This is a genomic window from Microbacterium sp. X-17, assembly GCF_039615055.1.
Map to the genome: position 1 here is coordinate 1,582,513 of NZ_JBDHNI010000001.1, position 25,360 is coordinate 1,607,872.

Here is a 25,360-nt window from a genome sequence, read left to right on the forward strand (position 1 = left end):
GGCGCGCGGTCGGGGCCCCCCGGCGCCGCCCCCCCCCCCCGCCCCCACGAATCTAGAGGCGCTCGGGGCGCAGCGCGCGCTTGACGCGCTCCACGGTGTTCGCGGGCGGGGACTCGTTGTAGGTGCCGGCGAGCTCCTGGCCGGTGAGGCCGTGGATGGCCGCCATGATCTCGTCGGTCGCCTGGCGCCGCGCGCGGCCGGACTCCGCAGGACCGTAGTGCGCGACGTCGATCGGCTCGCCGAAGGCGATGGTGATGCGGCGAACGCGCGGGAACTTCGCGCCGACCGGCTGCACCTCGTTCGTGCCGATCAGCCCGACCGGGACGACCTTGGCGCCCGTGGTCAGCGCCAGCCAGCCGATGCCGGTGCGCCCCTTGTAGAGGCGGCCGTCGAGCGAGCGGGTGCCCTCCGGGTAAAGCGCGAACGCGGCGCCGGTGTCGATGATCCGGCGGGACTGCTCCAGGGCCTCCTGGGCGGCCTGCCCGGCGCCGCGCTTGACGCCGACCGCGCCGATCGCGGTGAAGAACGACCGCGAGATCGCGCCCTTGAAGCCGGTGCCTTCGAAGTAGTGCGACTTGGCGAGGAACTGCACGCGGCGCGGCGAGATCATAGGGATGACGAGGGAGTCGATGAACGACAGGTGGTTGCTGGCCAGGATGATCTTGCCGTGGCGCGGGACGTTGCGGGCGCCGATGACGTGCGGCCGGTAGATGAGGCGCAGCAGCGGCGCGACCACCCGGCGTCCGATGAAGTAGGTCAGTCCCGGGCGCGGGAGGACCTCCGCCTCGGCCGGGGTCCCGTCGTCGGGTGCTGTCTGACTCACAGAACGAGGGTAGTCCCGGTCGTATGCCACGACCGGCATGCGTCTCGTCACTCGCCGAACGGCCGCAGCGGCGTGCAGCCCCAGCCTCCCGCGTAGATCAGGCAGGGGAGCTGGAGCCCGGGGTAGCGCACACTGCGCGGGTCGCCGAACCAGGAGTTGTAGAGCCGCGAGAAGTTGAGGTTGCCGAACGCCGAACACTTGTCGCCGGGGCCGGTCGGCCGGGCGACCGTCGTCTTGTCGGGCTGGTACGGCGTGTAATTGTAGAGGTTCGCCGTCGCCTGGTTCACCACCCGGACCGTGCTCGCCCCGCAGGCCGCGTCCGGGTGGTACTGGATGCGGTTCGCACCCACCCGGTAGCGCCAGTCGGTGGGATGCGCGGTGTACTCCCGGAACTGCCACGCGGCGCGGTAGACCTGGTTGAAGAAGCCGAAGTAGCGCGTGTCGCAGGCGGCGGTGTCCGGGCAGGCGTACCCGGTGGCCTTCTGGTAGCCGGTCGCGCTCGGCGTGGTGAGCAGCGACTGCTCCTTCTGCAGCAGCACCAGGAGCACCCGTGGGCTGATCGTGCACGCCTGCGCGATCCTCACGATGATGCTGCTGGCCCGCTCGCCCTTTCGCGCGGGAATGGCGGCGCAGCGCTCTGCGGAGGCCGGGGTGCGCGGCACGTCTATGCGGAAGTCCGCCAGGCAGGGGGAGGCGTCCTTGGGTTTGCACTTCCGGGTGTCCAGGAAGCGCTGCACCTGGGCCGCCGTCATCGCGTACGGGTTGTAGAAGCTGTCGTCGCTGATGATGTCGCCGGGGTCGAACGTCGGCTGGGGCTTCGCCGCGAGAGTCGCCACTGCTCCCGGAGCGGAGGCCGCTCTGGCGTCGTCCGCCGGAGCTCCGCCGACCGCGGGCAGCGCCGCGAGCACCGCCGCGGTCACGAGGACCGCGGCAGCGAGCCGCCTGAGGGACGGGCGCAGGGGCAGGCGCACGGGCTGCGTCTCCGGGCGGTCAGCCGAGCCGGCCGAGCGCCTCTTCGATCACGGTGGCGGCGTCGTCGATCAGCTCCTCGCTGATGACGACCGAGGGCAGCAGCCGCAGGACGCTGTCCCAGCTCCCGGCGTCGAGCGGGATGACGCCGTTGGCGGTCGCGTGCGCGAGCACGGCCTTCAGCGCCTCGGGGTTGGGCTTCTTCGTGCCGGGCACGACCAGCTCGACGCCGAACATCGCGCCGACGCCGCGGACCTCGCCCACGACCGGGAAGCGCTCGGCCCAGTCACCGATCCGCGCCCACAGCGCCTTCTCGACGCGCTTCGCCTCGCCGAGCAGGTCCTCGTGCTCGAACGCCTCGAAGACCGCGAGCGCCGCGGCGGTGGAGACCGGGTTTCCGCCGAACGTGCCGCCGATGCCGCCGGGCTGGACCGCGTCCATGATCTCGGCGCGGCCGGTCACCGCGGCGAGCGGGAACCCGCCGGCGATGCCCTTGGCGGAGGTGATCAGGTCGGGGACCACGCCGTGGTGCTCGATCGAGTACCAGGTGCCGGTGCGGCCGATGCCGGCTTGGATCTCGTCCGCGACGAACACGATCCCGTTCTCGGTGCAGAACTCCGAGAGCCGCTTGAAGTAGCCGGGCGCCGGGATGATGACGCCGCCGTCACCCTGCACCGGCTCCACGAACAGCGCCGCCAGCTCCGTGGCGCCGATGTGGGTCTCGATGTAGTCGATGGTGCGCTCGGCGGCCTCCTCGCCCGTCATCCCCTCGGGGTCGCGGAACGGGTAGCTGATCGGGAGGCTGTAGATCTCGCCAGGGAAGGGTCCCATGCCCGCGCGCTCCGGCCAGGGGCGGTAGGTCATCGCCATCGTCAGGTTCGTGCGGCCGTGGAACGCGTGGTCGAGTGTCGCGATCGCGCGGCGGCCCGTGTACTTGCGCGCGATCTTGACCGCGTTCTCGACGGCCTCCGCGCCGGAGTTGACCAGGATGCTGTGCTTCTCGAAGTCGCCGGGGGTGATCTCGGCGAGCTTCTCGGCGACGCGCACGTAGTTCTCGTACGGCGTGACCGTGAAGAGCGTGTGGGTCAGCTTCGCGGCCTGCTCGGCGGCGGCCGCGGCGACGGCGGGGTGCGCGTGGCCGATGGTGGTCACGCCGATGCCGCAGCCCAGGTCGATCAGGCGGTTGCCGTCGACGTCGACCAGGATCGCTCCGGAGCCGGACTCCATGTAGATGTTCGCAAGCGTCCCCGCGCCGCGGCTGACCGACGCGACACGCCGCTGCTGCAGCTCCACCGAGCGCGGGCCGGGGAGCTCGGTGACGACGTGGCGGGACTGGGGGACGGAGAAGTCGCGGGTCATGACCTCCATCGTATGGGCGATGTTCAGGCGCCCGTTCAGCGGGGACAGAGGTGGATGAGGCAGACTGGCTCCTCGTGCGCAGATCCCTCTCCGTCCTCACAGCCGCCCTCGTCGTCGCCGGCCTCGCCGCCTGCAGCTCCTCGTCGCCCAGTCCCACGGCGTCCAGCACCGCTGCGGCAGCTACCTGTCAGAACGCGAAGGCGGGGTCCTCCTCCGACTCGATCAAGGTCTCCGGCGCGTTCCACCAGACCCCGACGGTGACCTTCGCGACGCCGCTCAAGGTCACCGATCTCCAGCGCACCGTCGTGACCAAAGGCACCGGCAAGAAGGTCAATGCGGGAGCGACGGCCGGACTGGCGCTCGCCGCTTACGACGGCACCACGGGCAAGCAGCTCGCCGCGCCCGAGGGCTTCGGCAGCCAGGCCGTCGTCGACGCGCCGGTCGACGACAAGAAGTGGCTTCCCGGTTTCGTCCGCGGCGTCGAGTGCTTGAACGTCGGTTCCCGCGTGGTCGTGACCGCGACGGCCGAGGAGGCGTTCGGGCAGGCCTTCTCGCAGCTGGGTCTCAAGCAGAACGCTCCCGTCGTCCTGCTGGCCGACATCGTCAACATCGCGCCCCCGCTGCCGACCAAGGCGAACGGAACGCCTGTTCCTCCCACGCCGGGCTTCCCCACGGTGAAGCTCAGCAAGACGGGTGAGCCGACCATCACCGTCCCGAAGGCCGACCCGCCGACGGAGACCCGGATCGCCGAGCTCAAGAAGGGATCGGGCGAGACCGTGCTGCCCGGGGACACGGTCACGGTCCAGTACAAGGGCGTGCTCTGGCGGAACGGCCAGATGTTCGACTCCAGCTGGAGCCGCGGCCAGACGGCGTCGTTCCAGACCACGCAGGTCGTGAAGGGCTTCCAGAAGGCTCTGGAGGGCCAGACTGTCGGCTCGCAGGTGATCGCGATCGTTCCGCCGGCCGACGGCTACGGAACCGCGGGTCAGGGCGAGATCAAGGGCACCGATACGATGGTGTTCGTGGTCGACATCCTGGGAACAACCCGCTGATGCCCGCGCGCCGCGTCGTCCTCCTCGGGTCCACCGGCTCGATCGGCACGCAGGCGCTCGACGTCATCGCGGCGAACCCCGACCGGTTCGACGTCGTCGGGCTGACCGCGGGGCGCAACGCGGACCTCCTCGCCGAGCAGGCGGAGCGGTTCGGGGTGCGCGACACGGCGCTCGGCGCGGACGACGCGGTGCGGCTCCTGCACTCCGTGCAGGCGGACGTGGTGCTCAACGGCATCACCGGGTCGGTCGGGCTCGGTCCGACCCTCGCCGCCCTGGAGACCGGCGCCATGCTGGCGCTCGCCAACAAGGAGTCGCTGATCGTCGGCGGCGCGCTGGTCAAGCAGGCGGCGGCGCCCGGCCAGCTCGTGCCGGTCGACTCCGAGCACTCGGCGCTCGCCCAGGCCCTGCGCTCCGGCACGACGGGCGAGGTCCGGCGGCTGGTGCTGACGGCGTCGGGAGGCCCCTTCCGCGGCCGCTCCCGCGACTCCCTGCGAAACGTCACACCCGCCGAGGCGCTCGCGCATCCCACCTGGGACATGGGACTCGTGGTCACGACCAACTCGGCCACGCTCGTCAACAAGGGCCTGGAGGTCATCGAGGCGCACCTGCTCTTCGACGTCCCCTACGACCGGATCGACGTCACGGTGCACCCGCAGTCCGTCATCCACTCGATGGTCGAGTTCGTGGACGGCTCGACCATCGCCCAGGCATCGCCGCCCGACATGCGCCTCCCGATCTCGCTCGGCCTCGGCTGGCCCGACCGGGTGCCGGGAGTCGGCGCACCGCTGGACTGGACGACGGCGCACACCTGGACGTTCGAGCCGCTGGACGGTGAGGCGTTTCCGGCCGTCGCTCTCGCCAAGCGCGTGGGCGCCGCGGGAGCGACCTACCCCGCGGTGTTCAACGCGGCCAACGAGCAGGCGGTGGCGGCGTTTCACGCGGGCACGATCGGCTACCTGGACATCGTGGACACAGTGGAGCGCGTCGTGGACGAGCACGAGCCGGCCGCCGAACTGACCCTGGAGTCGCTGGCGGAGGCCGAGCGCTGGGCGCGCGCGACGGCGGATGCGCACCTGGCGGCCCGGTAGCCATCGCTCCCGCATAGGAACCGTGCGGCTGCCTCCAAGCGTCCGCGACTAGCCTGGGCACGTGGATTCCGTGCTGCTGTTCGTCCTCGGCGTCGTCATCATCCTGGTGGGCGTCGCGCTCTCGATCGCGCTGCACGAGATCGGGCACCTGGTGCCGGCGAAGCTGTTCGGCGTCAAGGTGACCCAGTACATGATCGGGTTCGGGCGCACGCTGTTCTCGTTCCGGCGCGGCGAGACCGAGTACGGCGTCAAGGCCATCCCGCTCGGCGGCTACATCTCGATGATCGGGATGTTCCCTCCCGGCAAGGACGGCGGCAGCGGCCGCAACGCGACCACCGGCTTCATGCAGGCGATGGTGCAGGACGCCCGAACCTCCAGCGCCGAGACGGTCGGCGAGGGCGAGGAGGATCGCACCTTCTACCGCCTGCCGGTGTGGAAGCGCATCGTCATCATGTTCGGCGGGCCGTTCATGAACCTGCTGATCGCGGTGGTGCTGTTCGGGGTGCTGCTGATGGGGTTCGGGACCGCGCAGAACTCGCTCACCATCGGGACGGTCAGCCAGTGCGTCCAGCCGACGACCAGCGCTTCCCAGACGTGCGGTTCGGACGCGAAGCAGGGTCCTGCCGCGGCCGCCGGCCTCAAGCCGGGGGACACCATCGTCAGCATCGGTGGCAAGAAGATGACCTCCTGGGCGCAGTCAACGGCGATCATCCGCGCGTCCGAGAACACGCCCCTGACCGTCGTCCTGCGCCGCGATGGCCAGGAGCGGACCGTCGTCCTCACTCCGATGACCAACACGGTCGCGAAGCTCGACGCCAACGGCCAGGCCGTGAAGTCGGCCGATGGCAGTATCGAGACGGTGAAGGCCGGCTTCGTCGGCATCGGACCGGTGCAGGAGCTCGTCCCGCAGCCCATCACGTCCGTCCTCCCGGCCGTCGGCGCGCAGACCGCCGCGGTCGTCGGCGTGGTCATCCACCTGCCGCAGCGCATGGTCGACGTCTGGAACGCCGCGTTCGGCTCCGGGCAGCGCGACCCCAACGGCCCGATCAGCCTCGTCGGCGTCGGCCGTGCGGCGGGGGAGCTGACCGCCCTCGACGGCGTGCCGGTGGTCGACAAGGTCTACACGATGATCGGCATCCTGGCGTCGCTGAACATCGCGCTGTTCGTCTTCAACCTGATCCCGCTGCTGCCGCTCGACGGCGGGCACATCGCCGGCGCGCTGTGGGAGGGCTTCCGCCGCTCGGTCGCGAAGCTGTTCAAGCGCCGCGACCCGGGCCCGGTCGACATGGCCAAGCTGATGCCGCTGACGATGGCCGTTGTCGTCGTGCTCGGTGGGATGAGCCTGCTGCTGATGTACGCGGACATCGTCAAGCCGGTCAACCTGTTCGGCTGATCACGGCATACCCGCCGTTCACCGGACGCCCAGCCGCTTCCCAAACGGCCGCGTAGGATTATCGGGTGGCAGCAATCAACCTGGGGATGCCCAAGGTCCCCGAGACCCTCGCACCCCGTCGCAAGTCCCGTCAGATCCGTGTCGGAAAGGTCCTGGTCGGCGGCGACGCCCCGGTCAGCGTCCAGTCCATGACCACGACGCCGACGACGAACATCAACGCGACCCTCCAGCAGATCGCCGAGCTGACGGCCTCCGGCTGCGACATCGTGCGCGTCGCCGTGCCGAGCCGCGACGACGCCGAGGCGCTGCCGATCATCGCCAAGAAGAGCCAGATCCCGGTCATCGCGGACATCCACTTCCAGCCCAACTACGTGTACGCGGCGATCGACGCCGGCTGCGCGGCCGTCCGGGTCAACCCGGGCAACATCCGCAAGTTCGACGACCAGGTGGGCAAGATCGCCGCCTACGCGAAGGCCGCGGGCGTCTCGCTGCGCATCGGCGTCAACGCCGGGTCGCTGGAGCCGAGCCTGCTGCAGAAGTACGGCAAGCCGACCGCGGAGGCCCTGGTCGAGAGCGCCGTCTGGGAGGCCAGCCTCTTCGAGGAGCACGACTTCCACGACTTCAAGATCTCGGTCAAGCACAACGACCCGATCGTCATGGTCAAGGCCTACCGCCAGCTCGCCGAGCGGGGCGACTGGCCCCTCCACCTCGGCGTGACGGAGGCCGGCCCCGCGTTCCAGGGGACCATCAAGTCCGCGACCGCGTTCGGCATCCTGCTCTCGGAGGGCATCGGCGACACCATCCGCGTCTCGCTGTCCGCCCCGCCGGCCGAGGAGGTCAAGGTGGGCCTGCAGATCCTGCAGTCGCTCAACCTGCGCGAGCGCAAGCTGGAGATCGTGTCCTGCCCGAGCTGCGGCCGCGCCCAGGTGGACGTCTACACACTCGCCGACAGCGTCACCGAGGGCCTGCAGGGCATGAGCGTTCCGCTGCGCGTCGCGGTCATGGGCTGCGTCGTCAACGGTCCGGGGGAGGCCCGCGAGGCCGACCTCGGCGTCGCCAGCGGCAACGGCAAGGGCCAGATCTTCGTCAAGGGCGAGGTCATCAAGACCGTCCCCGAGGCCGAGATCGTCGCGACCCTGATCGAGGAGGCGAACCGCATCGCCGCCGAGATGGAGGACGCCCAGGTCGCCTCGGGCGAGCCCACCGTCACCGTCGGCCACTGACCCGCGCGGCGGGCGCCGCATCACCGCACCACTAACATGGAACGGTGCCTACTCGCCTGACGAACTACTTCCTCCGCACCCTCCGTGAAGACCCCTCCGACGCGGAGGTGACCAGCCACAAGCTCCTCGTGCGCGCCGGCTACATCCGCCGCCAGGCGCCGGGCATCTTCGCGTGGCTGCCGCTGGGGCTGCGGGTGAAGGCGCGCATCGAGCAGATCATCCGCGAGGAGATGACCGCCGCGGGCGCGCACGAGGTGCACTTCCCCGCGCTGCTGCCGCGCGAGCCCTACGAGGCCACCGGCCGCTGGGAGGAGTACGGCGACGGCATCTTCCGGCTCAAGGACCGCAAGGACGCCGACTACCTGCTCGCCCCCACGCACGAGGAGGTCTTCACCCTGCTGGTGAAGGACCTCTACTCCTCGTACAAGGACCTGCCGCTGTCGATCTACCAGATCCAGGACAAGTACCGCGACGAGGCCCGTCCGCGCGCCGGGCTGCTGCGTGGCCGCGAGTTCACCATGAAGGACGCCTACTCGTTCGACTACACGGACGAGGGCCTCGACACCAGCTACATGGCGCAGCGCGACGCCTACGAGCGCATCTTCACGCGCCTCGGCCTGGACTACGTCATCGTGCAGGCCGACGCCGGCGCGATGGGCGGCTCCCGCAGCGAGGAGTTCCTGCACCCCACCCCCGTCGGCGAGGACACCTTCGTGCGCTCGGCCGGAGGCTACGCGGCCAACGTGGAGGCCTTCACGACGCTCGCCCCGCCCACGCGCGGCTACGAGAAGCTGACGCCCCAGGAGGTGCTCGACACCCCGGACACCCCCACCATCCAGACCCTGGTCGACGTCGCCAACGCAAAGCACCCGCGCCCGGACGGCCGGGCCTGGACCGCCGCGGACACCCTCAAGAACGTCGTCCTCGCGCTCACCCACCTGGACGGCACGCGCGAGCTCGTGGTCGTCGGCCTGCCCGGCGACCGGGAGGTCGACCTCAAACGCGCCGAGGTCGCCTTCGCGCCGGCCGAGATCGAGGCCGCGACCGAGGACGACTTCCGCAAGCACCCCGGCCTCGTGAAGGGCTACATCGGCCCCTGGTCGGCCGAAGGCCCCGTGCTCGGCGAGGAGGCCTCCACCGGCATCCGCTATGTGGTCGACCCCCGCGTCGTCGACGGCTCCGGCTGGATCACCGGCGCGAACGTCCAGGGCAAGCACGTCTTCGGGCTGGTCGCCGGCCGCGACTTCGCCTGGGACGGCACCGTCGAGGTCGCCGAGGTCAAGCCGGGCGACGCCGCCCCGGACGGCTCCGGCCCCGTCGAGCTCGCGCGCGGCATGGAGATCGGCCACGTCTTCCAGCTCGGCCGCAAGTACGCCGAGGCGCTGGGGCTCAAGGTGCTGGACGAGAACGGCAAGCTCGTCACCGTGACGATGGGCTCCTACGGCATCGGCGTGACCCGCATCCTCGCGATCATCGCGGAGGAGAACAACGACGACAAGGGCCTGGTCTGGCCCGCGGCGGTCTCGCCGTTCGACGTGCACGTGGTGGCCGCGGGCCGCGACGCGATCGCGTTCGAGGTGGCCGAGCAGGCCGCCGCCGAGCTGGAGGCCGCCGGCCTGGAGGTGCTGCTGGACGACCGCCCCAAGGTGTCGCCCGGGGTGAAGTTCGGCGACGCCGAGCTCATCGGCATCCCGCGCGTGCTCGTCGCCGGCCGCGGGGCCGCCGAGGGCGAGGTCGAGCTGTGGGACCGCCGCACCGGCGAGCGGTCGACCGTCCCGCTGGCCGAGGCGGTGGCGGCGCTCGCAGCCTGAGCGAGCGTCACGAGGCCGCCTGACCGCATCACGGGGTCAGGCGGCGTCGTCGTCTCCGGTGATCTCCGCGTGGATGCGGCGCAGGTCCTCCATGAGCGAGCCGATCAGGACCCAGTGCCGCGGGTTCGGCGTGCTGATGACGAGCGGCGCGGTGAGCACCGGGATGCCCGCGGTCTCGGTGCCCGGCTCCACGACGTGCGCGTCGGGGTCGCGCGACAGCAGCCGCAGGTCGTGGGCGGAGCGCTCCAGCTCGTCCGCGATCGCCGCGATGGTCGGCTCGTCGGCGAGGCTGTCGTCGTAGTGGTCGTGGAAGGCCCGGGTCATGCCGAGCGAGCGCGTGATCAGCGGCCGCAGGCGCGCGAACAGCTGCTGGTCGTGCTCCAGGACGACGCGGTGCTTCGCCTGGCGCGGGTTGAGGGTGAGGCTTTCGTCGGCGGCGGTGAGCGCGGCCTCCGCCTTCTTCTCCATCGGGCGCAGCAGCCTTGCCTCGATGAGCAGGGCGTCCCGCTCGCCGGACGTCGGCCGGCTGGTGAGCGCGACGGCGAGCCGGTCGAGCGTGGAGGCGATCTCGCGGCCGAGGTCGAGCACCGCGGTACGCGCAGGCCCGGTGAGCACGGGCGGGACGATCGCGATGTTGACGATGACGCCGATCGCCGCGCCGAGCACGGTCTCCACGATGCGGGCGACGGCGTACTCGGAGTTCGTGGCGCCGAGAGAGAGGACCAGCATGACGCTGATTGGGATCTGGTTGGCCGTGCCCGGCGTCAGCTTGAACGCCCAGGCGATCACCAGGGACGCGACGATCGCGAGCAGCACGATCCAGGTGTTGTCCCCGAAGACCAGGCCGACCCCGTACGCGATGACCACGCCGAGGATCACCCCGAGGGAGCGCTCGAAGGCGCGGCCGACCGACTGGTTCACGCTCGGCTGCACGACGAGCAGCGCGGCGATGGTCGCGAACACCGGGAGCTCGCCCGGGAAGATCAGCGTCGCCAGGCCCCAGGAGATGATCATCGCCGTGGCGGTCTTGGCCACCTGGAGGAACGGGGTGCGGGTGGTCGAGCGGATGTTCACGGGGAGGGAGAGCTTGACCGGGGACAGCGAACGCACGACTCCAGCGTAGCCGTGCGGCCGGTGCGCCGACTCAGTCCGCGAACCGCCTGTACGCCGCCGCCGCGCGCTCGGCGGCACGCTGCTGGCCCGCGGTGAGCGGCGCGAACGACTCGATCTCCACCGCACTGCGCCGCCAGGTCCCCACCACCCGGCCGCGGGCGACCAGGATCGGCTGGAAGACGCCGTTGCCCCCGGGCACGATGCGCTGGAAGTGGTCGTCGTCGAGCACCAGGTCGCGCTGCTGGTAGCCGAGCAGGTACTCGTCGAAGGCCGGGAGGAGCTGGACGGCCTCCCGCTCACCGCGGGTCTCGGCGAGCCCGGCGGCCCGGTCGGCCAGCTCGGACGTGAGCAGGTACTCCACCCCGTCGACCTCCAGCGTGGTGATGGCGTCGCCCAGGACGGCCCGCGCCGTCTTCGCACCCGCGACGGTGCCCTTGGTCCACCAGACGAAGTCCTTGACCGTCGCGGGTCCGTGGCCGCGGAGGTAGCGGAGCAGGAACTCGCCCCACGCCTCGTCCGGCTCGAGATCCCGCGAGTGCGGCGCCCACTCGTCCAGCAGCACCAGCGCTTGCTGCGTGCGCAGCGTCGGACCCCAGCAGATCAGCCCGGTCTGCGCCAGGTAGTAGATGAGGTGGTAGCCGCGCTGGCCCGCTGTCGCAATGCCGTTCGCCTCCCACAGCTCCATCAGCTCTGCGCGGCCGATGCGTCCGCCGCCGGCGAGGGCCTCGGTGATCAGATCGCGGGCGCGGGCGAAGTCGGGGGTGTCGAGTTCGAGCTGCTTGTGCCGGGCGGTGAGGCCGGCGATCATGCGGCCGGTGGTCACCCCCAGCATCCAGCGGAGGTCCTCCGGCGGGACGAAGTGCAGGGTGCCGCGCATGGGCCAGGAGCGGACGATCCGGCCGGCGTCGAGGTCGGCGAGGACGTCGGAGCGCGTCGAGCCGGTGGTGCGGAGGCCGAGCGCCCACGAGCCCGCGGCGAAGTCCTGGGCCTGAACGGCGAGCATCCGGCGCGCGACGTCGGCGGGGGAGGCCTCGCGGTCGCCGTCGATCGCGTGAGCGAGGCGGCGGAGGCGCAGCAGGTCGGCGCGGGAGGTCATGGAGCCAGTCTGGCCCAGAAAGCGGACAGTTTCCGTCCTCGATGCCGAGCACGGGCGACGGGCGACGGACTCAGGGCAGCAGGCCGTGCTCCTTGAGCTGGTCGCTCAGGCCGGCACCGTCCGGCGCGTACACCCACGGCGCGCCGGAGATCTCGCTGTGCTTCTCGGCCTTCGAGCGCCCACCGGCCAGCACGGCCTCCCCGTTGGAGAGCTGCCGGATGGCGACGCCCGCCACATTCCCGGGGTGCTCGGTCGTGAACTCGCGGTAGAGCGCCTCGTCGTGCTGCCCGTCGTCGCCGATCAGCAGCCACTGGAGCCCGGGGAACTCGTCCGCCAGCCGGGCGAGGCTGGTGCGCTTGTGCTCCCGGCCGGAGCGGAAGAACCGATCATGGGTCGGTCCCCAGTCGGTGAGCAGCAGGGGGCCCGCGGGGAAGAGGTTGCGCGAGAGGAAGCGCGTGAGCGTCGGCGCGACGTTCCAGGCGCCGGTCGAGAGGTAGATGACCGGGGCGCCCGGGTGCGCGGTCGCGAGGCGCTCCAGCAGCACCGACATCCCCGGCGTGGGGACGCGGGCGTGCTCGTCCAGGACGAACGTGTTCCACGCGGCGAGCAGGGGCCGGGGGAGCGCGGTGACCATGACCGTGTCGTCCACGTCGGAGATGATTCCGAAGGTGGCCTTGGGGTCGACGATGTAGACCGGCGCCTCGAACACGCGGGCGGACTCCGGCGTCGTGAGCCGCACGGTGTGCAGGCCGGGCTTGAGCTGGACGGGGAGGACCGTGTCGATGACGCCGCCGCGGTCCGGCTGCACCTCGTGGTGGGCCCCGTCGACCGTGATTGTGACGGTGACGTCGCCGACCGGGACGCTGATGAACGAGCGCCAGCCGCGGATGGACTCCTCGCGCTTGCGGTGCTTGCGCTCGGCGCGGCTGCCCGGCCGCGGCTCCTTCGCCAGCACCACTCTGCCGAGGATGCGCACCCAGGTGGGGGAGCCGTAACCGGCGTACGGGACGACCGTCGCCAGGAAGCCGCGCTTGCGTGCTCGGCGTGCGCGGAACTGGTGGAACGCGTCCTCGACGCGCGCTGCTCGGTGCATGATCGGTTCGACGCTCGCGCCGCGCTTGGCTCGGGTGGCAGTCATAGAGGTACCAGTTTCTCACGGAGTGAGGGGCCTCTCAGACGCAGCCCCCAAATCTGGGGTGAGGATTCTTCGGTGTGTCGGAGGAATTTCCCCAGCAAAGGTGAGATTTCCACAATATGATCCGATGAGAGCGATGGAATGGACCATCGCCGGGCTGGGGACCCGCACGCGTATCGTGGAACACAGAAAGAAGGAGTCGCCCTCGTGCCCATCAACGACCTGGTCGCTGCACAGAACACTGCCGGAGCGCCGCTCGTCCGTACGGAGCCGATCCAGGAGCGCAGCGCCGCCCGGATCGACGCCCTCCTCGACGCCGCCGCGGAGGTGGTGGACGAGATCGGATTCGACCGCTTGACGACCGCGATGGTCGCCGAGCGCGCTGGCGCGTCCATCGGCACGGTCTACCGGTACTTCCCGGACCGCATCGTCCTGCTGCAGGCGCTGCGCGACCGTGCGCTGCTGCGCTACCGCCACTCGGTCGTCGCCGCGATCCACGCCGAGAGCCCCGAGCACTGGTGGAACGCCGTGGAGTGCGCGATCGACGCGTTCGTCGCGATGTTCCGCACCGAGCCCGGCTTCCGGATCATCCGGTTCACCGACGCCGAGCGCTCCGGGCTGCCCGGTGAGGAGGAGCCGGAGCAGACGGTGTCGTTCGCGTCACAGTTCGCCTCCATCCTGTCCGAGGAGTACGGCCTCCCGGCGGGCGAGGACCTGGCCTTCCGCCTCGGGATCGTCGTGGAGATCATGGACGGCCTGATCAACCGGGCCTTCCTCGACGACCCGATGGGAGACGAGCGCTACATCGACGAGGCGCGCGTCGTGGCCCGCGAGTACCTGGAGCGGCGGTACGACCCGAAGAGCTGAGGCTCTTCGGGGAATGTCGGCGGTATGGGACAGGGTTGTCTCATGGTGTCCGGGTTCATCGTGACTGGGTTTCCTGCCACAAACCGACTCAATTCATTGCGGATTGATCGAAACGCTGTTTGGGTAGGAACGATGGCCCCGAATACTGAGACCACCCTGCGGTATCGACCGAGAGCTGAGGACCGATGATCGAATTCAGTTCGGTCACGAAACGATTCCCCGACGGGACCGTGGCGGTCGATGACTTCTCGCTCGTCATCCCGTCCCGCCAGATCACCGTGCTCGTCGGCTCGTCCGGCAGCGGCAAGACGACGATCCTGCGCATGGTCAACCGTATGGTGGACCCGACCAGCGGCACCGTCGCGATCGACGGCGAGGACGTGCAGAGCCTGAAGCCCGTGCACCTGCGCCGGCGCATCGGCTACGTCATGCAGAACTCCGGGCTGCTGCCGCACCGCAAGGTCGTCGAGAACATCGCCACCGTGCCGCTCCTCACCGGCGTCAAGCGCAAGGCCGCTCAGGAGCGCGCCCTGGAGCTCATGGACACGGTCGGGCTGGAGCGCTCGCTCGCCGACAAGTACCCGAGCCAGCTCTCCGGAGGCCAGCAGCAGCGCGTCGGAGTGGCGCGCGGGCTCGCGGTCGACCCGAACATCCTGCTGATGGACGAGCCGTTCGGCGCCGTCGACCCGATCGTGCGCGACGACCTCCAGAACGAGCTGCTGCGCCTCCAGCGCGAGCTCGGCAAGACGGTGCTGTTCGTCACGCACGACATCGACGAGGCGTTCCGGCTGGGGGACCAGGTGGTGATCTTCCGCAAGGGCGGGATCGTCGCCCAGCAGGGCACGCCGGCCGAGATCCTCGCGTCGCCCGCCGACGAGTTCGTGGCGTCGTTCGTCGGCGCCGACCGCGGCAAGCGGGCACTGCACATCGAACGGACCGAGACCGGTTCCGTGCTCGTCGACAGCGAAGGGCGCACAGCGGGCGTCCTCAGCGACGAGCGCTCCCCATCCGAAGATTCAAAGGCCGCGACGGTGTCCGTCGCGGGTGGTGCGGACGCCGTAACGCAGGGTGGCGCCCCTCCACGGCTTCCGCAGTGAACTTCCTGTGGTCGAATCTCGGCCTGGTCTGGAATCTCACGGTCTCCCACGTGTGGCTGAGCGCCATCCCCATCGTGGTCGGGTTCGTCGTGTCGCTGCCGATCGGCTGGGTGGCGAACCGGTATTCGGTGAGCCGTCCCGTGCTGCTGACGATCGGCGGCATCCTGTACACGATCCCGTCGCTCCCGCTGTTCTTCGCGATGCCGGCGCTGATCGGCACCAAGATCCTCGACCCGGCGAACGTGGTGGTCGCCCTCAGCATCTACGCGGTGGCGCTGCTGGTGCGCACCACGACGGACGCCCTTGCGTCGGTGCCGGGTGACGTGGTGCAGTCCGCCACGGCGATCGGCTACTCGGGCTGGAGGCGGTTCTGGGCCGTGGAGCTGCCGCTGGCCGGCCCCGTGCTGCTCGCGGGTTTGCGCGTGGTGTCCGTGTCGACGGTGAGCCTGGTGAGCGTCGGCGCCCTGCTGGGCGTCCCGAACCTGGGCCAGCTCTTCACGGACGGCCTCAACCGGTACTACCCGGAGGAGGTCGCGGTCGGCATCGTCCTGATCATGGTCGTCGCCCTCGTGTTCGACCTCATCCTCGTGCTGCTCGGCCGGCTGCTGCTGCCCTGGTCGCGACTCGACAAGCGCACGGGCCGGCTGCGCCGCTCCGCCGCCATGAAGGCGGTGACCGGCGGATGACCGATTTCGCGGCCGCCTTCGGCTGGCTCTTCGACCCGGTGAACTGGGCCGGGCCCGGCGGCATCCCGGCGCGCACCGGGGAGCACATCCTCTACACGCTGCTGACCCTTCTGATCGCCTGCGCGATCGCGCTGCCCATCGGTTTCGCGATCGGGCACACCGGGCGCTTCCGCGGCCTCGCGGTCGGCGTCTCGGGCGCCCTGCGCGCCCTGCCCACGCTGGGACTGGTCGTCTACCTCGCGCTCATCATGGCGAACATCACCATCCTGCCGCCGCTGATCGCGCTGACCATCCTCGCCATCCCTCCGCTCCTGGCGGGCGCGTACTCGGGCCTGGAGTCGGTCAACCGCAGCACGATCGACGCCGCGCGCGCGGTCGGGATGACCGAGTGGCAGATCTTCGCCAAGGTGGAGCTGCCGCTGTCGCTGCCCCTCGTCATCGGCGGCATCCGCTCCGGCGCCCTCCAGGTGATCGCGACCTGGACGGTGGCCGCGATCCTTCCGGTCGGCGGCCTCGGGCGGTTCCTGTTCGACGGGCTGGCCGTGCAGAACTATCCCGAGATGCTCGGCGGCTCGATCATCGTGGTCGTGCTCGCGCTGGTCGTCGACGGCCTGTTCGCGATCACGCAGAAGCTCGTCGTGCCGCGCGGTGTAACGGCCGGCAAGGTCCGCGCCGACGTGGCGACCGAGCCGCGGCGCACGGTCGGCGCCGCCGTTCCCGGGCGGCAGCCCGCTCCCTGATCCACCCCTCCGGGGGTTGTCCGTTTCACCCGAGACCCAACGCACACAGTAGAAAGAGAAGAATCACATGTTCGGATCCAAGAAGGGCCGTATCGCGGCCGGTGTGCTCGCGGCGGGGGCGCTCATCGCCCTCAGCGCGTGCTCGTCCGGCGGCGGCGGCGCGTTCAACACCAGCAGCAGCGGCAGCGGCTCCTCGGGCGACACGGTGACCGTCGGGTCCGCCGCGTTCGGCGAGTCCGAGATCCTGATGCAGATCTACGGTCAGGCCCTCGCGGCCAACGGCGTCAAGGTCAGCTACAAGCCGAGCATCGGCCAGCGCGACGTCTACCTGAAGGCGCTGCAGGACGGCTCGATCGACCTGGTCCCGGAGTACTCCGGCAACCTGCTGCAGTTCTACAACAAGACCAGCACGGCCTCCTCCAGCGACGACGTCTACGCCGCGCTCAACGACGCCCTGCCCAAGGGCTTCGAGGTGCTCGACCAGGCCAAGGCGCAGGACGCCGACGCCTACAACGTCACCAAGGAGTTCTCCGACAAGTACAAGGTCACCAGCCTGGAGGACCTCAAGAAGGTCACCGTGCCGCTGACCGTGGGCGCGAACCCCGAGTTCGGCACGCGGCCGTACGGCATTCCCGGCCTGAAGTCGACCTACGGCGTGACGGCGTCGCTGACCCCGATCAGCGACTCGGGCGGCCCGCTGACCGTCGCGGCGCTGAAGAACGGCAGCGTTCAGCTCGCGGACATCTACACCACGACCCCGGCCATCAAGGACAACGGGTTCGTCGTGCTGAAGGACCCGAAGAACCTGATCGCCGCGCAGAACATCGTGCCGCTGATCAACACCAAGAAGGCCTCCGACAAGGTCAAGTCGGTGCTCAATAAGGTCTCGGCCGAGCTGACCACGGACGACCTGATCACCATGAACAGCGAGAACCAGGGCGCCAGCAAGACCCAGCCGGACGCCGTGGCGAAGAAGTGGCTGCAGGAGCACCCGATCAAGGGCTGACAGATCGACGGGAGGGCGACCTCCTGACGGACTCCGCGTGCGGCGGCTCGGGCGACCGGGCCGCCGCATCCGTGTGTGCGGGACCTTACGGCGTGCGCAGGAGCGACCAGAACGCCTCGATCGCGTCGCCCATGTCGGCGGACGGGTCGAGCATCCACTGCACCTGCATTCCGTCGGCGACGGCGACCGCGAGGCGCGCGAGCATGCGCGCGTCGACGCCCTCGCGCACCCGGCCGGCCTCCTGCTCCGAGCGGATGTACCCCTCCAGGCCCGCGACGATCTGCTGGTAGCGCGACACGAAGTAGTCGTGACCCGGGTGGTCGGCGTCGGCCGCCTCCGCGGAGATGGTCGCGTAGAGCTGGACGAGCCCCGGCACTTCGGCGTTGTGCCGCACGATGCGGACCAGGCCGTCGGCCGCCCCGGCCCACTCCGCGCCGAGCTCGCCGCCGGCGGAGTCCACCTCGTCGCGCTTGCGCAGCACCTCGGCGAACAGCTCCTCCTTCGAGGAGAAGTGGTGCAGGAGGCCGGCCTGGCTGAGCCCGACGGACGCTGCGATCTCGCGCAGCGACGCCTTCCGGTAGCCCTTGTCGGCGAACACCTCCAGCGCGCGGGCGAGGATCTCCTCGCGTTTGGCGATTCCCTTGGCGTATCCGCGCTTCTCCGGCATGTAGCCAGGCTACTGGGCGGCGGCCGCTCAGCTCGTCAGCACGAGCACCGGCGGCACGATGACGAGCAGCGCGGCGGCGACCACCACCAGGAGCCGGAGGCCCGGGCCGACCGTGCGGTGGCCGGAGGTGAGGCGCTCCTCGCGGGCCACCAGGGCCGACCGGCGCTGCTCGGGTGTGCGCGGGTCCTTGGGGGCGCCGAGGGCGGCGCCGGCCGACCCGGTCGCGTCCACGATGCGGATGGCGTCCGCGAGCACGGCGTCGCCGGAGGTGCGACGGGCGGTGTCGTCGGCCAGCATCTCCACCAGGAGCGCCACGGCGTCCTGCGCGCGCGTCGCGATCGGGAACCACGGCAGCGCACGCTTCCAGGACCGGAAGGCGTCGAGCAGGAGGTGGTGCTTCTGGCGGAGGTGGGCGCGCTCATGGGCGATCACGGCGTCGAGCTGCTCGGGGGTGAGCAGCTCGATCATCCCCTCCGACAGCACGGTGACGCTGCGCGCTCCGGGGAGGCAGTAGGCCGCGGGCGCGGGGTGGTCGATGATCCGGGTGGCCGGCTCGTCGGGCAGCGGCGAGCTGAGCAGCCGGAGCAGCTCCATGTGCCGGTGCCGCTGGCGACGGCTGCGGACCGAGGTGAGCGCGAGGTTCAGCACGAGGTGTGCGGTCAGCAGCACAGCGGCGCTGAGGAAGAAGGTGTGCAGCAGCGAGACCCCGGCGGGGAGCGGTCCGCTGAAGAGCGTGGCGGCAGCGCCCGCGATCCGGCTCGAGAGGTCGTACCCGAACGGCTCCAGCCCCGCCAGCAGCAGCGAGCCGATCATCGAGATGCCTCCGGCCAGCGCGATCGACTGCCAGAGGGCCAGCGCGAGCCCGGGCGCGGCGGGCGGCCACTTCGCGCGCGCCAGCAGCAGCGGCACGGGCCAGGCGAGGGCGACCGCTAGGACGCCGAGGAGGACGGCGGTCGAGTCGACGGCCATCGGTGTCAGCTGCGCGCGTCGAGCAGCCGGCGGAGCATGGCCGCCTCCGACTCGTCGACCGAGCCGACGAAGTAGGCGAGGGCCTCGGTGCGGTCGGTGGAGGTCTCCAGGACTTCGCGCATGAGGTCGGCGACGTGGTTGGCCCGCGTGAGGCTCGCGAAGTAGAGGTGCGGGCGGGCGTCGCGGTCGCGGTCGACGAAGCCCTTCTGCTCCAGGCGGGAGAGCACCGTGAGCACGGTGGTCAGAGCCGGGGTCTTGCCGCCGTCGCGGGTGGCCGCTAGCTTGTCGCGCAACTCGTTGGCGGTGATCGGGGCGTCGCCCGACCAGAGGGCGTCCATCACCGCACGTTCGAGCTCTCCGAGATTGGCCACGGATCCAGGGTAGCGCGAGAAGGCTGTGAATGTTCTACACTCTGTAGAAGTAGTCTTCTACAAGCTGTAGAACATCGACCGGAAAGGTGGGCTGCGTGAACGAGATCCTCGATCCGCTGCTGCTGGCACGCTGGCAGTTCGGACTGACGACGATTTACCACTTCCTGTTCGTTCCCCTCACCATCGGCCTCGTCACGGTCGTCGCGATCTTCCAGACCGCGTGGTACCGCAGCGGCAAGGTCCACTACCTCCAGCTCACGCACTTCTTCGGCAAGCTCTTCCTGATCAACTTCGCGATGGGCGTCGTGACCGGCATCGTGCAGGAGTTCCAGTTCGGCATGAACTGGTCGAACTACTCGCGGTTCGTCGGCGACGTCTTCGGCGCGCCGCTCGCGCTGGAGGGCCTGCTCGCGTTCTTCCTGGAGGCCACTTTCATCGGGCTCTGGATCTTCGGCTGGGACAAGCTGCCCAGGGGCATCCATCTGGCCTGCATCTGGATCACCGCGATCGGCTCCATCCTGTCGGCGTACTTCATCCTCGCGGCCAACGCGTTCATGCAGCACCCGGTCGGCTACACGCTCAACCACGCGCGGGGCCGGGCCGAGCTCACCGACCTCTGGGCGGTGCTGACGAACAAGGTCGCCCTGGCCGCGTTCCCGCACACGATCTTCGGCTGCTTCATGGTGTCGGCCGGCCTCATCATCGCGGTCGCCGCCTGGCACCTCTCGCGCACCAGGAACCTGGAGACCATGCGCCCCGCGCTGAAGTTCGGGCTCTGGATGATGGTCGTCGCCGGCATCGGCAGCGTGATCAGCGGCGACCAGCTGGGCCTCGCGATGGTGCAGACACAGCCGATGAAGATGGCGGCGGCGGAGGCGCTCTACAAGACCTCGACCGGCGCCGACGCCTCCTTCTCGATCTTCACGCTCGGCACGCCGGACGGCGTCCACGAGCTGTTCTCGATCCGCATCCCGTACCTGCTGTCGTTCCTCTCGACGCACACGCTCACCGGCACGGTCGAGGGCATCAACGACCTCAACGCCCAGTACCAGCAGCTCTACGGCCCCGGCGACTACACCCCGGTCATCTGGGTCACCTACTGGGCGTTCCGCTGGATGATCGGCCTCGGCCTCCTGCACGTCCTGATCGCCGTCGTCGGGCTCTGGTTCACGCGCAAGGGCCGGACGCCGCCGTGGGCGTGGATGTGGAAGGTCGCGATCTGGGCGATGCCGCTCTCGCTCGCCGCCATGATCGTCGGCTGGATCTTCACCGAGATGGGCCGGCAGCCCTGGCTGGTGTTCGGCCTGATGAAGACCCAGGACGGCGTCTCGCCGGGGACGACCGGGCTGGAGGTCCTGATCTCGCTGATCGCCTTCACCGCGGTCTACGGCACGCTCGCCGTGGTCGAGTTCAAGCTCATCAAACGCGCGGCCCAGAAGGGACCCGCCCCCGCCGAGGAGCACCTCGACGACGAGGGCAACCACGTCCCGGTCGCCACGGTCTACTAGGAGCATCGACATGGATCTCGCAGTCCTCTGGTTCGGCATCATCGCGTTCTTCTTCATCGGCTACTTCGTGCTCGACGGGTTCGACTTCGGCGTCGGGATGTCGCTGCCGTTCCTCGGCAGGGACGAGACCGACCGCCGCGTGCTCATCAACACCATCGGCCCGGTCTGGGACCTCAACGAGACCTGGCTGATCGTCGGCGGCGCCGCGCTCTTCGCGGCGTTCCCGGAGTGGTACGCGACGCTGTTCAGCGGCTTCTACCTGGCGCTCCTGCTCATCCTGCTCGCCCTGATCGTGCGCGGGGTGTCGTTCGAGTACCGGCACCAGCGGCCGGAGTCGCAGTGGAAGCGCTGGTTCGACGGGATGATCGTCGTCGGCTCGGCGCTGCCGGCGTTCCTGTGGGGCGTCGCCTTCGCGAACATCGTGCAGGGCGTCGCGCTCGACCACGGCCACAACTACACCGGGACGCTGTTCGACCTCCTGAACGGGTACGCGCTGCTCGGCGGCCTGACCACGCTCCTGCTGTTCTTCACGCACGGCGTCGTCTTCGTGTCGCTGAAGACGGACGGGGAGATCCGGGCGCGGGCGCGGACGCTGGCGGCACGCGCGGGGCTCGCCGCGATCGTGGTGGCCGCGGCCTTCCTGCTCTGGACCGTCATCGCGCACTTCTCGGTGGCGCTGGTCGTGCTCGCGGTGGTGACCGCCGTCGCCCTCGTGGTGTCCTGGATCCTGAACCTGCGCGGGGCGGAAGGGTGGTCGTTCGGGTTCATGGCCGCCACGATCGCGCTCGCGGTGGTGTCGCTGTTCGTGGCGCTGTTCCCGAACGTGATGCCGTCCTCGCCCAACCCGCAGAACAGCCTGACCATCGCCAACGCGTCCAGCACGGACACCACGCTGACGATCATGACCTGGGTCGCGGTCATCTTCCTGCCGCTGATCCTGGCCTACCAGGCGTTCACCTACTGGGTGTTCCGCAAGCGGGTGACGCGCGCGAGCATCCCGGCCGAGCCCGCGAAGCCCGTCGATCCCGAACCGGCGGCCGCCTGACGTGCGCCCGCTCGATCCCCGCCTCCTCCGCTACGCGGCCGCCACCCGCGTCACGCTCGCGACCGGCGCGCTCGTCACGGTGCTGCAGACCGCGGCCGTGGTGGCGTTCGCCTGGCTGGTCACCCGGCTGGTCGTGCGCGCGATCGCCGGGGCGCCGTTCGCGGAGCTGAGCGCCCTCTTCGCGGGGCTCGTGCTGGTGGTGGTCGTGCGCGGCGTGCTGCTCTGGCTGGCGGAGTCGGTGGCGGCGCGCGGCGGTGCGACGGTCGTCGGGCAGCTCCGCGAGCAACTCGTCGACGCCTTCGGACGGCTCGGGCCGCAGGGCCTCGCCGGACGGAGCAGCGCCGACCTGACGCTCGTCGCCGGCCGGGGGATGGACGCGCTCGACGGCTACTTCGCCAAGTACCTCCCGCAGCTCGTCGGCACGGCGGTCGCGATGCCGCTGTTCGTGCTCGTGATCGGCTGGCAGGACCTCACCAGCGGGATCATCCTCGTGCTCACCCTCCCGCTCGTCCCGGTGTTCATGGTCCTGGTTGGCTGGGCGACGCAGGCGGCGCAGAAGAAGCAGTGGACGGCGCTCTCGACGCTCTCGCGCGGCTTCCTCGACGTCGTCGCCGGCCTCCCGACGCTCACCCTGTTCGGTCGGCAGCACCGGCAGGAGGCGCGGATCCGGCAGGTCAGCGAGGCGTACCGGGCGCGCACGATGAAGGTGCTCCGGATGTCGTTCCTGTCCGGGTTCGTGCTGGAGCTCGCCGCCAGCCTCTCTGTCGCGCTGATCGCCGTCGCGATCGGACTGCGGCTGCTCGGCGGCTCGCTCGACCTGTCGGTCGGGCTGTTCGTGCTGCTGCTGGCGCCGGAGGCGTTCCTGCCGCTGCGGAACGTCGGCGCGAGCTACCACGCGGCGACAGAGGGGATCGAGGCCGCGTCGAAGGCGTTCGAGGTGCTGGACGCGGCGCAGGACGTCGTTCCGGAGCCGGCCGCGCGCGCGGAGGCGACCGGGTTGGTGTTCTCGGAGGTCGCGGTGTCGTACGACGGACGGGCGGTGGTCGGGCCGTTCTCCGCGGCGGTGCGGCCGGGCACGCTCGCGGTGCTGAGCGCGCCGAGCGGGGCGGGCAAGTCCAGCCTCGTCGCGGCGACGCTGGGGTTCGCAGCGCACAGCGGGACGATCGCGGCGGGCGGTCGCGCCGACGCCGCGGGGCGACGGGAGGCCATCGCCTGGGCCGGTCAGAAGCCGGGGCTGCACGCGGGCACCATCGCGGAGAACGTCGCGCTCGGCGACCCGGCGCCGGACCACGCCCTCGTCGTCGCCTCGTTGCGCGCGGCCGCCGCGCCGGAGCTCGACCCGGACCTCCCGGTCGGGGCGGGCGGCACGGGGTTGTCGGGCGGGCAGGCGCAGCGGGTCGCCGTCGCGCGGGCGCTGTACCGGCTGCGGTCGCGGTCCTGTCGGGTGCTGATCCTGGACGAGCCGACCTCCGCCCTCGACGCGGCGACGGAGCGGGCGCTGCTGGCGTCGCTGCGGGCGGTCGCCGACGACGGGGTGGCCGTCCTGGTGGTCAGCCACCGGGAGGCGGTCGTGGCCGCCGCCGATGACGTTCTCACGGTGGGGGTGCTGTCCGATGTCCGGCTCTGACACCGTGCCGACCGACCGGGACCGGACCCGCCGGATCCTCCGGCTCGCGCTGCCTCCGGCGCGACGGCTGTGGGCGGCGATCGCCCTCGGCGCGCTGAGCGGAGGAAGCGCGGTCGCCCTCCTCGGCGTCTCGGCGTGGCTGATCACGCGCGCCTCCGAGCAGCCCGCCCTGCTGTACATCTCGATGGCCGTCGTCGGCGTGCGCGCCTTCGCGCTCGGCCGTGCGTTCTTCCGCTACCTGGAGCGGCTCGCCGGCCACGACGCCGCCTTCCGCCGGCTCGGCGACATCCGCGCGGACCTGTTCGCCCGCCTGGTGCCGCTCGGCCCGGACGGCGTGGGGGCAGGCGACCGGAGCGACGGGCAGGCACGCGGCGGCGAGCTGCTCGCGCGGCTGGCGGACGACGTGGACGAGCTCCCCGACTACGCGCTCCGGGTGGTCCAGCCGCTGGTGTCCGGAGGCGTTGTCGTACTGGCGAGCTCCGTCGCCGCGTTCGTGCTGCTGCCCGCCGCCGGGGTCGCCCTGCTGCTCACCCTCGCAGCGGCCTTCGTGGTCGGCACGCTGGTCAACCGCTGGGCGGCCGGCTCGGCCGAGCGCCGGATCGCCCCGCTGCGCGCCGCGCTCGCCTCCGCGCTGCACGAGCTGGTGACCGGACTCGACCTCCTGATCGCCTTCGACGCGCTGCCCCAGGCGCGCGAGCGCGTCCGGGCGGCGAGCGCGCGGCTCACCGCGGCGGCGCGCACCCGGGCGGCCGGGCTCGGCCTGACGGCGGGCGCCGTGTCGCTCCTCGCGGGCGTCGCGACCGTCCTGGCGCTCGCCACCGGCATCCGCGCGCTGGAGGCCGGCCACCTGGACGCGCCGACCCTCGCGGTCGTCGCGCTGCTGCCGCTGGCGGTGTTCGAGGTGTTCGGCACCCTCCCGCTGGCCTTCGGCGCGCTGCGGCGGGTGCGGGCGAGCGCCGAGCGGATCGCGGACACCGTGCCCGCGACGGTGCCGCAGGGCGTGCCGGTGGACGCGCCCGACGCGGCTGCGCTGACCGTGACGTCTGCGCCCGACGTGGCGCTGAGCCTCCGCACGGCGCACTGGCCGGGAGAGGACACCTCGGTCCTCCGGGACATCGACCTCGTGCTGCATGCGGGGGAGCGGGTGGTGCTCACCGGCCCGACCGGCGCGGGCAAGACGGCGCTCGCGCACGTGCTGACCCGGTTCCTCGATCTGGACGGCGGCTACGCGATCGACGGCGTGGAGGTGAGCGGCGTGCGCCAGGACGACGTGCGGCGCGTGGTCGGCCTGGTCGAGCAGCAGCCGTACCTGTTCGACTCCGACCTGCGGCAGAACCTCCTGTTCGCGCGCGACACCGCCACCGACGAGGAACTGCTCGCCGTGCTCGACAGGGTCGGCCTGGGGGAGTGGACCCGCGCCCGCGGCGGCCTCACCAGCCCGGTCGGCGAGCGCGGCGCACTGGTCTCGGGAGGTCAGGCGCAGCGGATCGCGCTCGCGCGGGCCCTGCTGGCGGACTTCCCGGTGCTGGTCGTCGACGAGCCGACAGCCAACGTGGACGCCGCCGTCGCCGGCCGGATCGTGCGCGACATCCTCACCACGGCCGCGGACGACGGCCGCACGGTGCTGCTGATCTCGCACACCGCGGTGCCGGACGGGCTGGTGACGCGGCGCATCCGGATGGAGGCGGGCACGCTCGTGTGAGCGCGCCCGCCCG

At 70.9% G+C, this 25,360-nt stretch carries 23 protein-coding genes; 14 read left to right on the forward strand and 9 right to left on the reverse strand.

Translation table 11 applies throughout. From position 1 onward, the window contains the following. Positions 1-52: 52 nt before the first annotated feature. Genes ABCS02_RS07685 through ABCS02_RS07695 form a run of 3 tightly spaced genes read right to left on the reverse strand, consistent with a single transcriptional unit; the run spans position 53 to position 3,160 of the window. The gene (locus ABCS02_RS07685) at positions 53-823 is read right to left on the reverse strand and encodes a lysophospholipid acyltransferase family protein (RefSeq protein WP_345834994.1); all 771 of its coding nucleotides are present in this window, start codon (positions 821-823) and stop codon (positions 53-55) included. A 47-nt stretch (positions 824-870) separates the two neighbouring features. Further along, positions 871-1,794, reverse strand: a complete 924-nt coding sequence (locus tag ABCS02_RS07690; protein WP_345834995.1) for a hypothetical protein — start codon at positions 1,792-1,794, stop codon at positions 871-873. 19 nt (positions 1,795-1,813) lie between these two features. Then, a complete protein-coding gene (locus ABCS02_RS07695; RefSeq protein ID WP_345834996.1) occupies positions 1,814-3,160 on the reverse strand; it encodes an aminotransferase class III-fold pyridoxal phosphate-dependent enzyme in 1,347 nt (448 codons plus the stop codon). Positions 3,161-3,225: 65 nt separating this feature from the next. Here ABCS02_RS07695 and ABCS02_RS07700 point away from each other — a divergent pair, with 65 nt between their 5' ends. From ABCS02_RS07700 to ABCS02_RS07720, 5 genes are all read left to right on the forward strand, one after another. Further along, positions 3,226-4,203, forward strand: a complete 978-nt coding sequence (locus tag ABCS02_RS07700) for an FKBP-type peptidyl-prolyl cis-trans isomerase (protein ID WP_345834997.1) — start codon at positions 3,226-3,228, stop codon at positions 4,201-4,203. Then, on the forward strand, positions 4,203-5,291 hold the full coding sequence (gene dxr, locus ABCS02_RS07705; RefSeq protein ID WP_345834998.1) for a 1-deoxy-D-xylulose-5-phosphate reductoisomerase: 1,089 nt from the start codon (positions 4,203-4,205) through the stop codon (positions 5,289-5,291). Before ABCS02_RS07700 ends, dxr begins: the two co-directional genes overlap by 1 nt. 61 nt (positions 5,292-5,352) lie before the next feature. Beyond that, positions 5,353-6,684 (forward strand): site-2 protease family protein, encoded by a 1,332-nt coding sequence (locus tag ABCS02_RS07710; RefSeq protein WP_345834999.1) that lies wholly within the window; start codon positions 5,353-5,355, stop codon positions 6,682-6,684. Between the two features lie 86 nt (positions 6,685-6,770). Further along, the gene (gene ispG, locus ABCS02_RS07715) at positions 6,771-7,907 is read left to right on the forward strand and encodes a flavodoxin-dependent (E)-4-hydroxy-3-methylbut-2-enyl-diphosphate synthase (protein ID WP_345835194.1); all 1,137 of its coding nucleotides are present in this window, start codon (positions 6,771-6,773) and stop codon (positions 7,905-7,907) included. Between the two features lie 44 nt (positions 7,908-7,951). After that, positions 7,952-9,718: a proline--tRNA ligase gene (locus ABCS02_RS07720; RefSeq protein ID WP_345835000.1), complete on the forward strand. Its 1,767-nt coding sequence runs from the start codon at positions 7,952-7,954 to the stop codon at positions 9,716-9,718. 36 nt (positions 9,719-9,754) lie between these two features. Here the strand turns inward: ABCS02_RS07720 and ABCS02_RS07725 are convergent, their stop codons facing one another. The 3 genes from ABCS02_RS07725 to ABCS02_RS07735 form a co-directional block, all read right to left on the reverse strand. After that, entirely contained in the window at positions 9,755-10,828 is a 1,074-nt protein-coding gene (locus ABCS02_RS07725) for an FUSC family protein (RefSeq protein WP_345835001.1), read from the reverse strand. A 34-nt stretch (positions 10,829-10,862) separates the two neighbouring features. Continuing rightward, positions 10,863-11,927, reverse strand: a complete 1,065-nt coding sequence (locus ABCS02_RS07730) for a winged helix DNA-binding domain-containing protein (protein ID WP_345835002.1) — start codon at positions 11,925-11,927, stop codon at positions 10,863-10,865. 70 nt (positions 11,928-11,997) lie between these two features. Next, positions 11,998-13,065, reverse strand: coding sequence for a phosphatase domain-containing protein (locus ABCS02_RS07735; RefSeq protein WP_345835004.1), 1,068 nt, complete (start codon positions 13,063-13,065; stop codon positions 11,998-12,000). A 204-nt stretch (positions 13,066-13,269) separates the two neighbouring features. Between ABCS02_RS07735 and ABCS02_RS07740 the strand changes: the two genes are divergently transcribed. The 5 genes from ABCS02_RS07740 to ABCS02_RS07760 all read left to right on the forward strand — a co-directional run bounded on the left by ABCS02_RS07740 (position 13,270) and on the right by ABCS02_RS07760 (position 17,458). Beyond that, positions 13,270-13,929, forward strand: coding sequence for a TetR/AcrR family transcriptional regulator (locus ABCS02_RS07740; RefSeq protein WP_345835005.1), 660 nt, complete (start codon positions 13,270-13,272; stop codon positions 13,927-13,929). 185 nt (positions 13,930-14,114) lie between these two features. Further along, positions 14,115-15,026, forward strand: a complete 912-nt coding sequence (locus ABCS02_RS07745) for an ATP-binding cassette domain-containing protein (RefSeq protein WP_345835006.1) — start codon at positions 14,115-14,117, stop codon at positions 15,024-15,026. Beyond that, a complete protein-coding gene (locus tag ABCS02_RS07750) occupies positions 15,023-15,712 on the forward strand; it encodes an ABC transporter permease subunit (RefSeq protein WP_345835007.1) in 690 nt (229 codons plus the stop codon). Before ABCS02_RS07745 ends, ABCS02_RS07750 begins: the two co-directional genes overlap by 4 nt. Beyond that, positions 15,709-16,452 (forward strand): ABC transporter permease, encoded by a 744-nt coding sequence (locus ABCS02_RS07755; protein WP_345835008.1) that lies wholly within the window; start codon positions 15,709-15,711, stop codon positions 16,450-16,452. The genes ABCS02_RS07750 and ABCS02_RS07755 overlap by 4 nt, the downstream gene beginning before the upstream one ends. 67 nt (positions 16,453-16,519) lie before the next feature. Next, positions 16,520-17,458, forward strand: a complete 939-nt coding sequence (locus tag ABCS02_RS07760; RefSeq protein ID WP_345835009.1) for an ABC transporter substrate-binding protein — start codon at positions 16,520-16,522, stop codon at positions 17,456-17,458. An 85-nt stretch (positions 17,459-17,543) separates the two neighbouring features. On the opposite strand, the gene ABCS02_RS07765 is transcribed toward ABCS02_RS07760, so the two are convergent. From ABCS02_RS07765 to ABCS02_RS07775, 3 genes are read right to left on the reverse strand one after another with little or no spacing between them, the layout of a single operon-like run. Next, complete coding sequence (locus ABCS02_RS07765; protein ID WP_345835010.1) at positions 17,544-18,125, reverse strand: helix-turn-helix domain-containing protein; 582 nt, start codon at positions 18,123-18,125, stop codon at positions 17,544-17,546. A gap of 27 nt (positions 18,126-18,152) precedes the next feature. Then, on the reverse strand, positions 18,153-19,094 hold the full coding sequence (locus ABCS02_RS07770; protein WP_345835011.1) for a M56 family metallopeptidase: 942 nt from the start codon (positions 19,092-19,094) through the stop codon (positions 18,153-18,155). 5 nt (positions 19,095-19,099) lie between these two features. Next, a complete protein-coding gene (locus ABCS02_RS07775) occupies positions 19,100-19,465 on the reverse strand; it encodes a BlaI/MecI/CopY family transcriptional regulator (RefSeq protein ID WP_345835012.1) in 366 nt (121 codons plus the stop codon). A gap of 95 nt (positions 19,466-19,560) precedes the next feature. Here ABCS02_RS07775 and ABCS02_RS07780 point away from each other — a divergent pair, with 95 nt between their 5' ends. From ABCS02_RS07780 to cydC, 4 genes are read left to right on the forward strand one after another with little or no spacing between them, the layout of a single operon-like run. Further along, complete coding sequence (locus ABCS02_RS07780) at positions 19,561-20,973, forward strand: cytochrome ubiquinol oxidase subunit I (protein ID WP_345835013.1); 1,413 nt, start codon at positions 19,561-19,563, stop codon at positions 20,971-20,973. A 10-nt stretch (positions 20,974-20,983) separates the two neighbouring features. Then, the gene (gene cydB / locus ABCS02_RS07785; RefSeq protein WP_345835014.1) at positions 20,984-22,018 is read left to right on the forward strand and encodes a cytochrome d ubiquinol oxidase subunit II; all 1,035 of its coding nucleotides are present in this window, start codon (positions 20,984-20,986) and stop codon (positions 22,016-22,018) included. Between the two features lies 1 nt (position 22,019). Next, entirely contained in the window at positions 22,020-23,645 is a 1,626-nt protein-coding gene (cydD, locus tag ABCS02_RS07790; RefSeq protein ID WP_345835015.1) for a thiol reductant ABC exporter subunit CydD, read from the forward strand. Further along, a complete protein-coding gene (cydC, locus tag ABCS02_RS07795; RefSeq protein WP_345835016.1) occupies positions 23,632-25,347 on the forward strand; it encodes a thiol reductant ABC exporter subunit CydC in 1,716 nt (571 codons plus the stop codon). Before cydD ends, cydC begins: the two co-directional genes overlap by 14 nt. Positions 25,348-25,360 lie beyond the last annotated feature (13 nt).

Coding starts and splice junctions, on each gene's coding strand:
- ABCS02_RS07695 (WP_345834996.1), bottom strand. CDS start 3,160: ATGGAGGTCATGACCCGCGACTTCTCCGTCCCCCAGTCCCGCCACGTC.
- dxr (WP_345834998.1), top strand. CDS start 4,203: ATGCCCGCGCGCCGCGTCGTCCTCCTCGGGTCCACCGGCTCGATCGGC.
- ispG (WP_345835194.1), top strand. CDS start 6,771: ATGCCCAAGGTCCCCGAGACCCTCGCACCCCGTCGCAAGTCCCGTCAG.
- ABCS02_RS07730 (WP_345835002.1), bottom strand. CDS start 11,927: ATGACCTCCCGCGCCGACCTGCTGCGCCTCCGCCGCCTCGCTCACGCG.
- ABCS02_RS07735 (WP_345835004.1), bottom strand. CDS start 13,065: ATGACTGCCACCCGAGCCAAGCGCGGCGCGAGCGTCGAACCGATCATG.
- ABCS02_RS07745 (WP_345835006.1), top strand. CDS start 14,115: ATGATCGAATTCAGTTCGGTCACGAAACGATTCCCCGACGGGACCGTG.
- ABCS02_RS07755 (WP_345835008.1), top strand. CDS start 15,709: ATGACCGATTTCGCGGCCGCCTTCGGCTGGCTCTTCGACCCGGTGAAC.
- ABCS02_RS07760 (WP_345835009.1), top strand. CDS start 16,520: ATGTTCGGATCCAAGAAGGGCCGTATCGCGGCCGGTGTGCTCGCGGCG.
- ABCS02_RS07765 (WP_345835010.1), bottom strand. CDS start 18,125: ATGCCGGAGAAGCGCGGATACGCCAAGGGAATCGCCAAACGCGAGGAG.
- ABCS02_RS07770 (WP_345835011.1), bottom strand. CDS start 19,094: ATGGCCGTCGACTCGACCGCCGTCCTCCTCGGCGTCCTAGCGGTCGCC.
- cydB (WP_345835014.1), top strand. CDS start 20,984: ATGGATCTCGCAGTCCTCTGGTTCGGCATCATCGCGTTCTTCTTCATC.
- cydC (WP_345835016.1), top strand. CDS start 23,632: ATGTCCGGCTCTGACACCGTGCCGACCGACCGGGACCGGACCCGCCGG.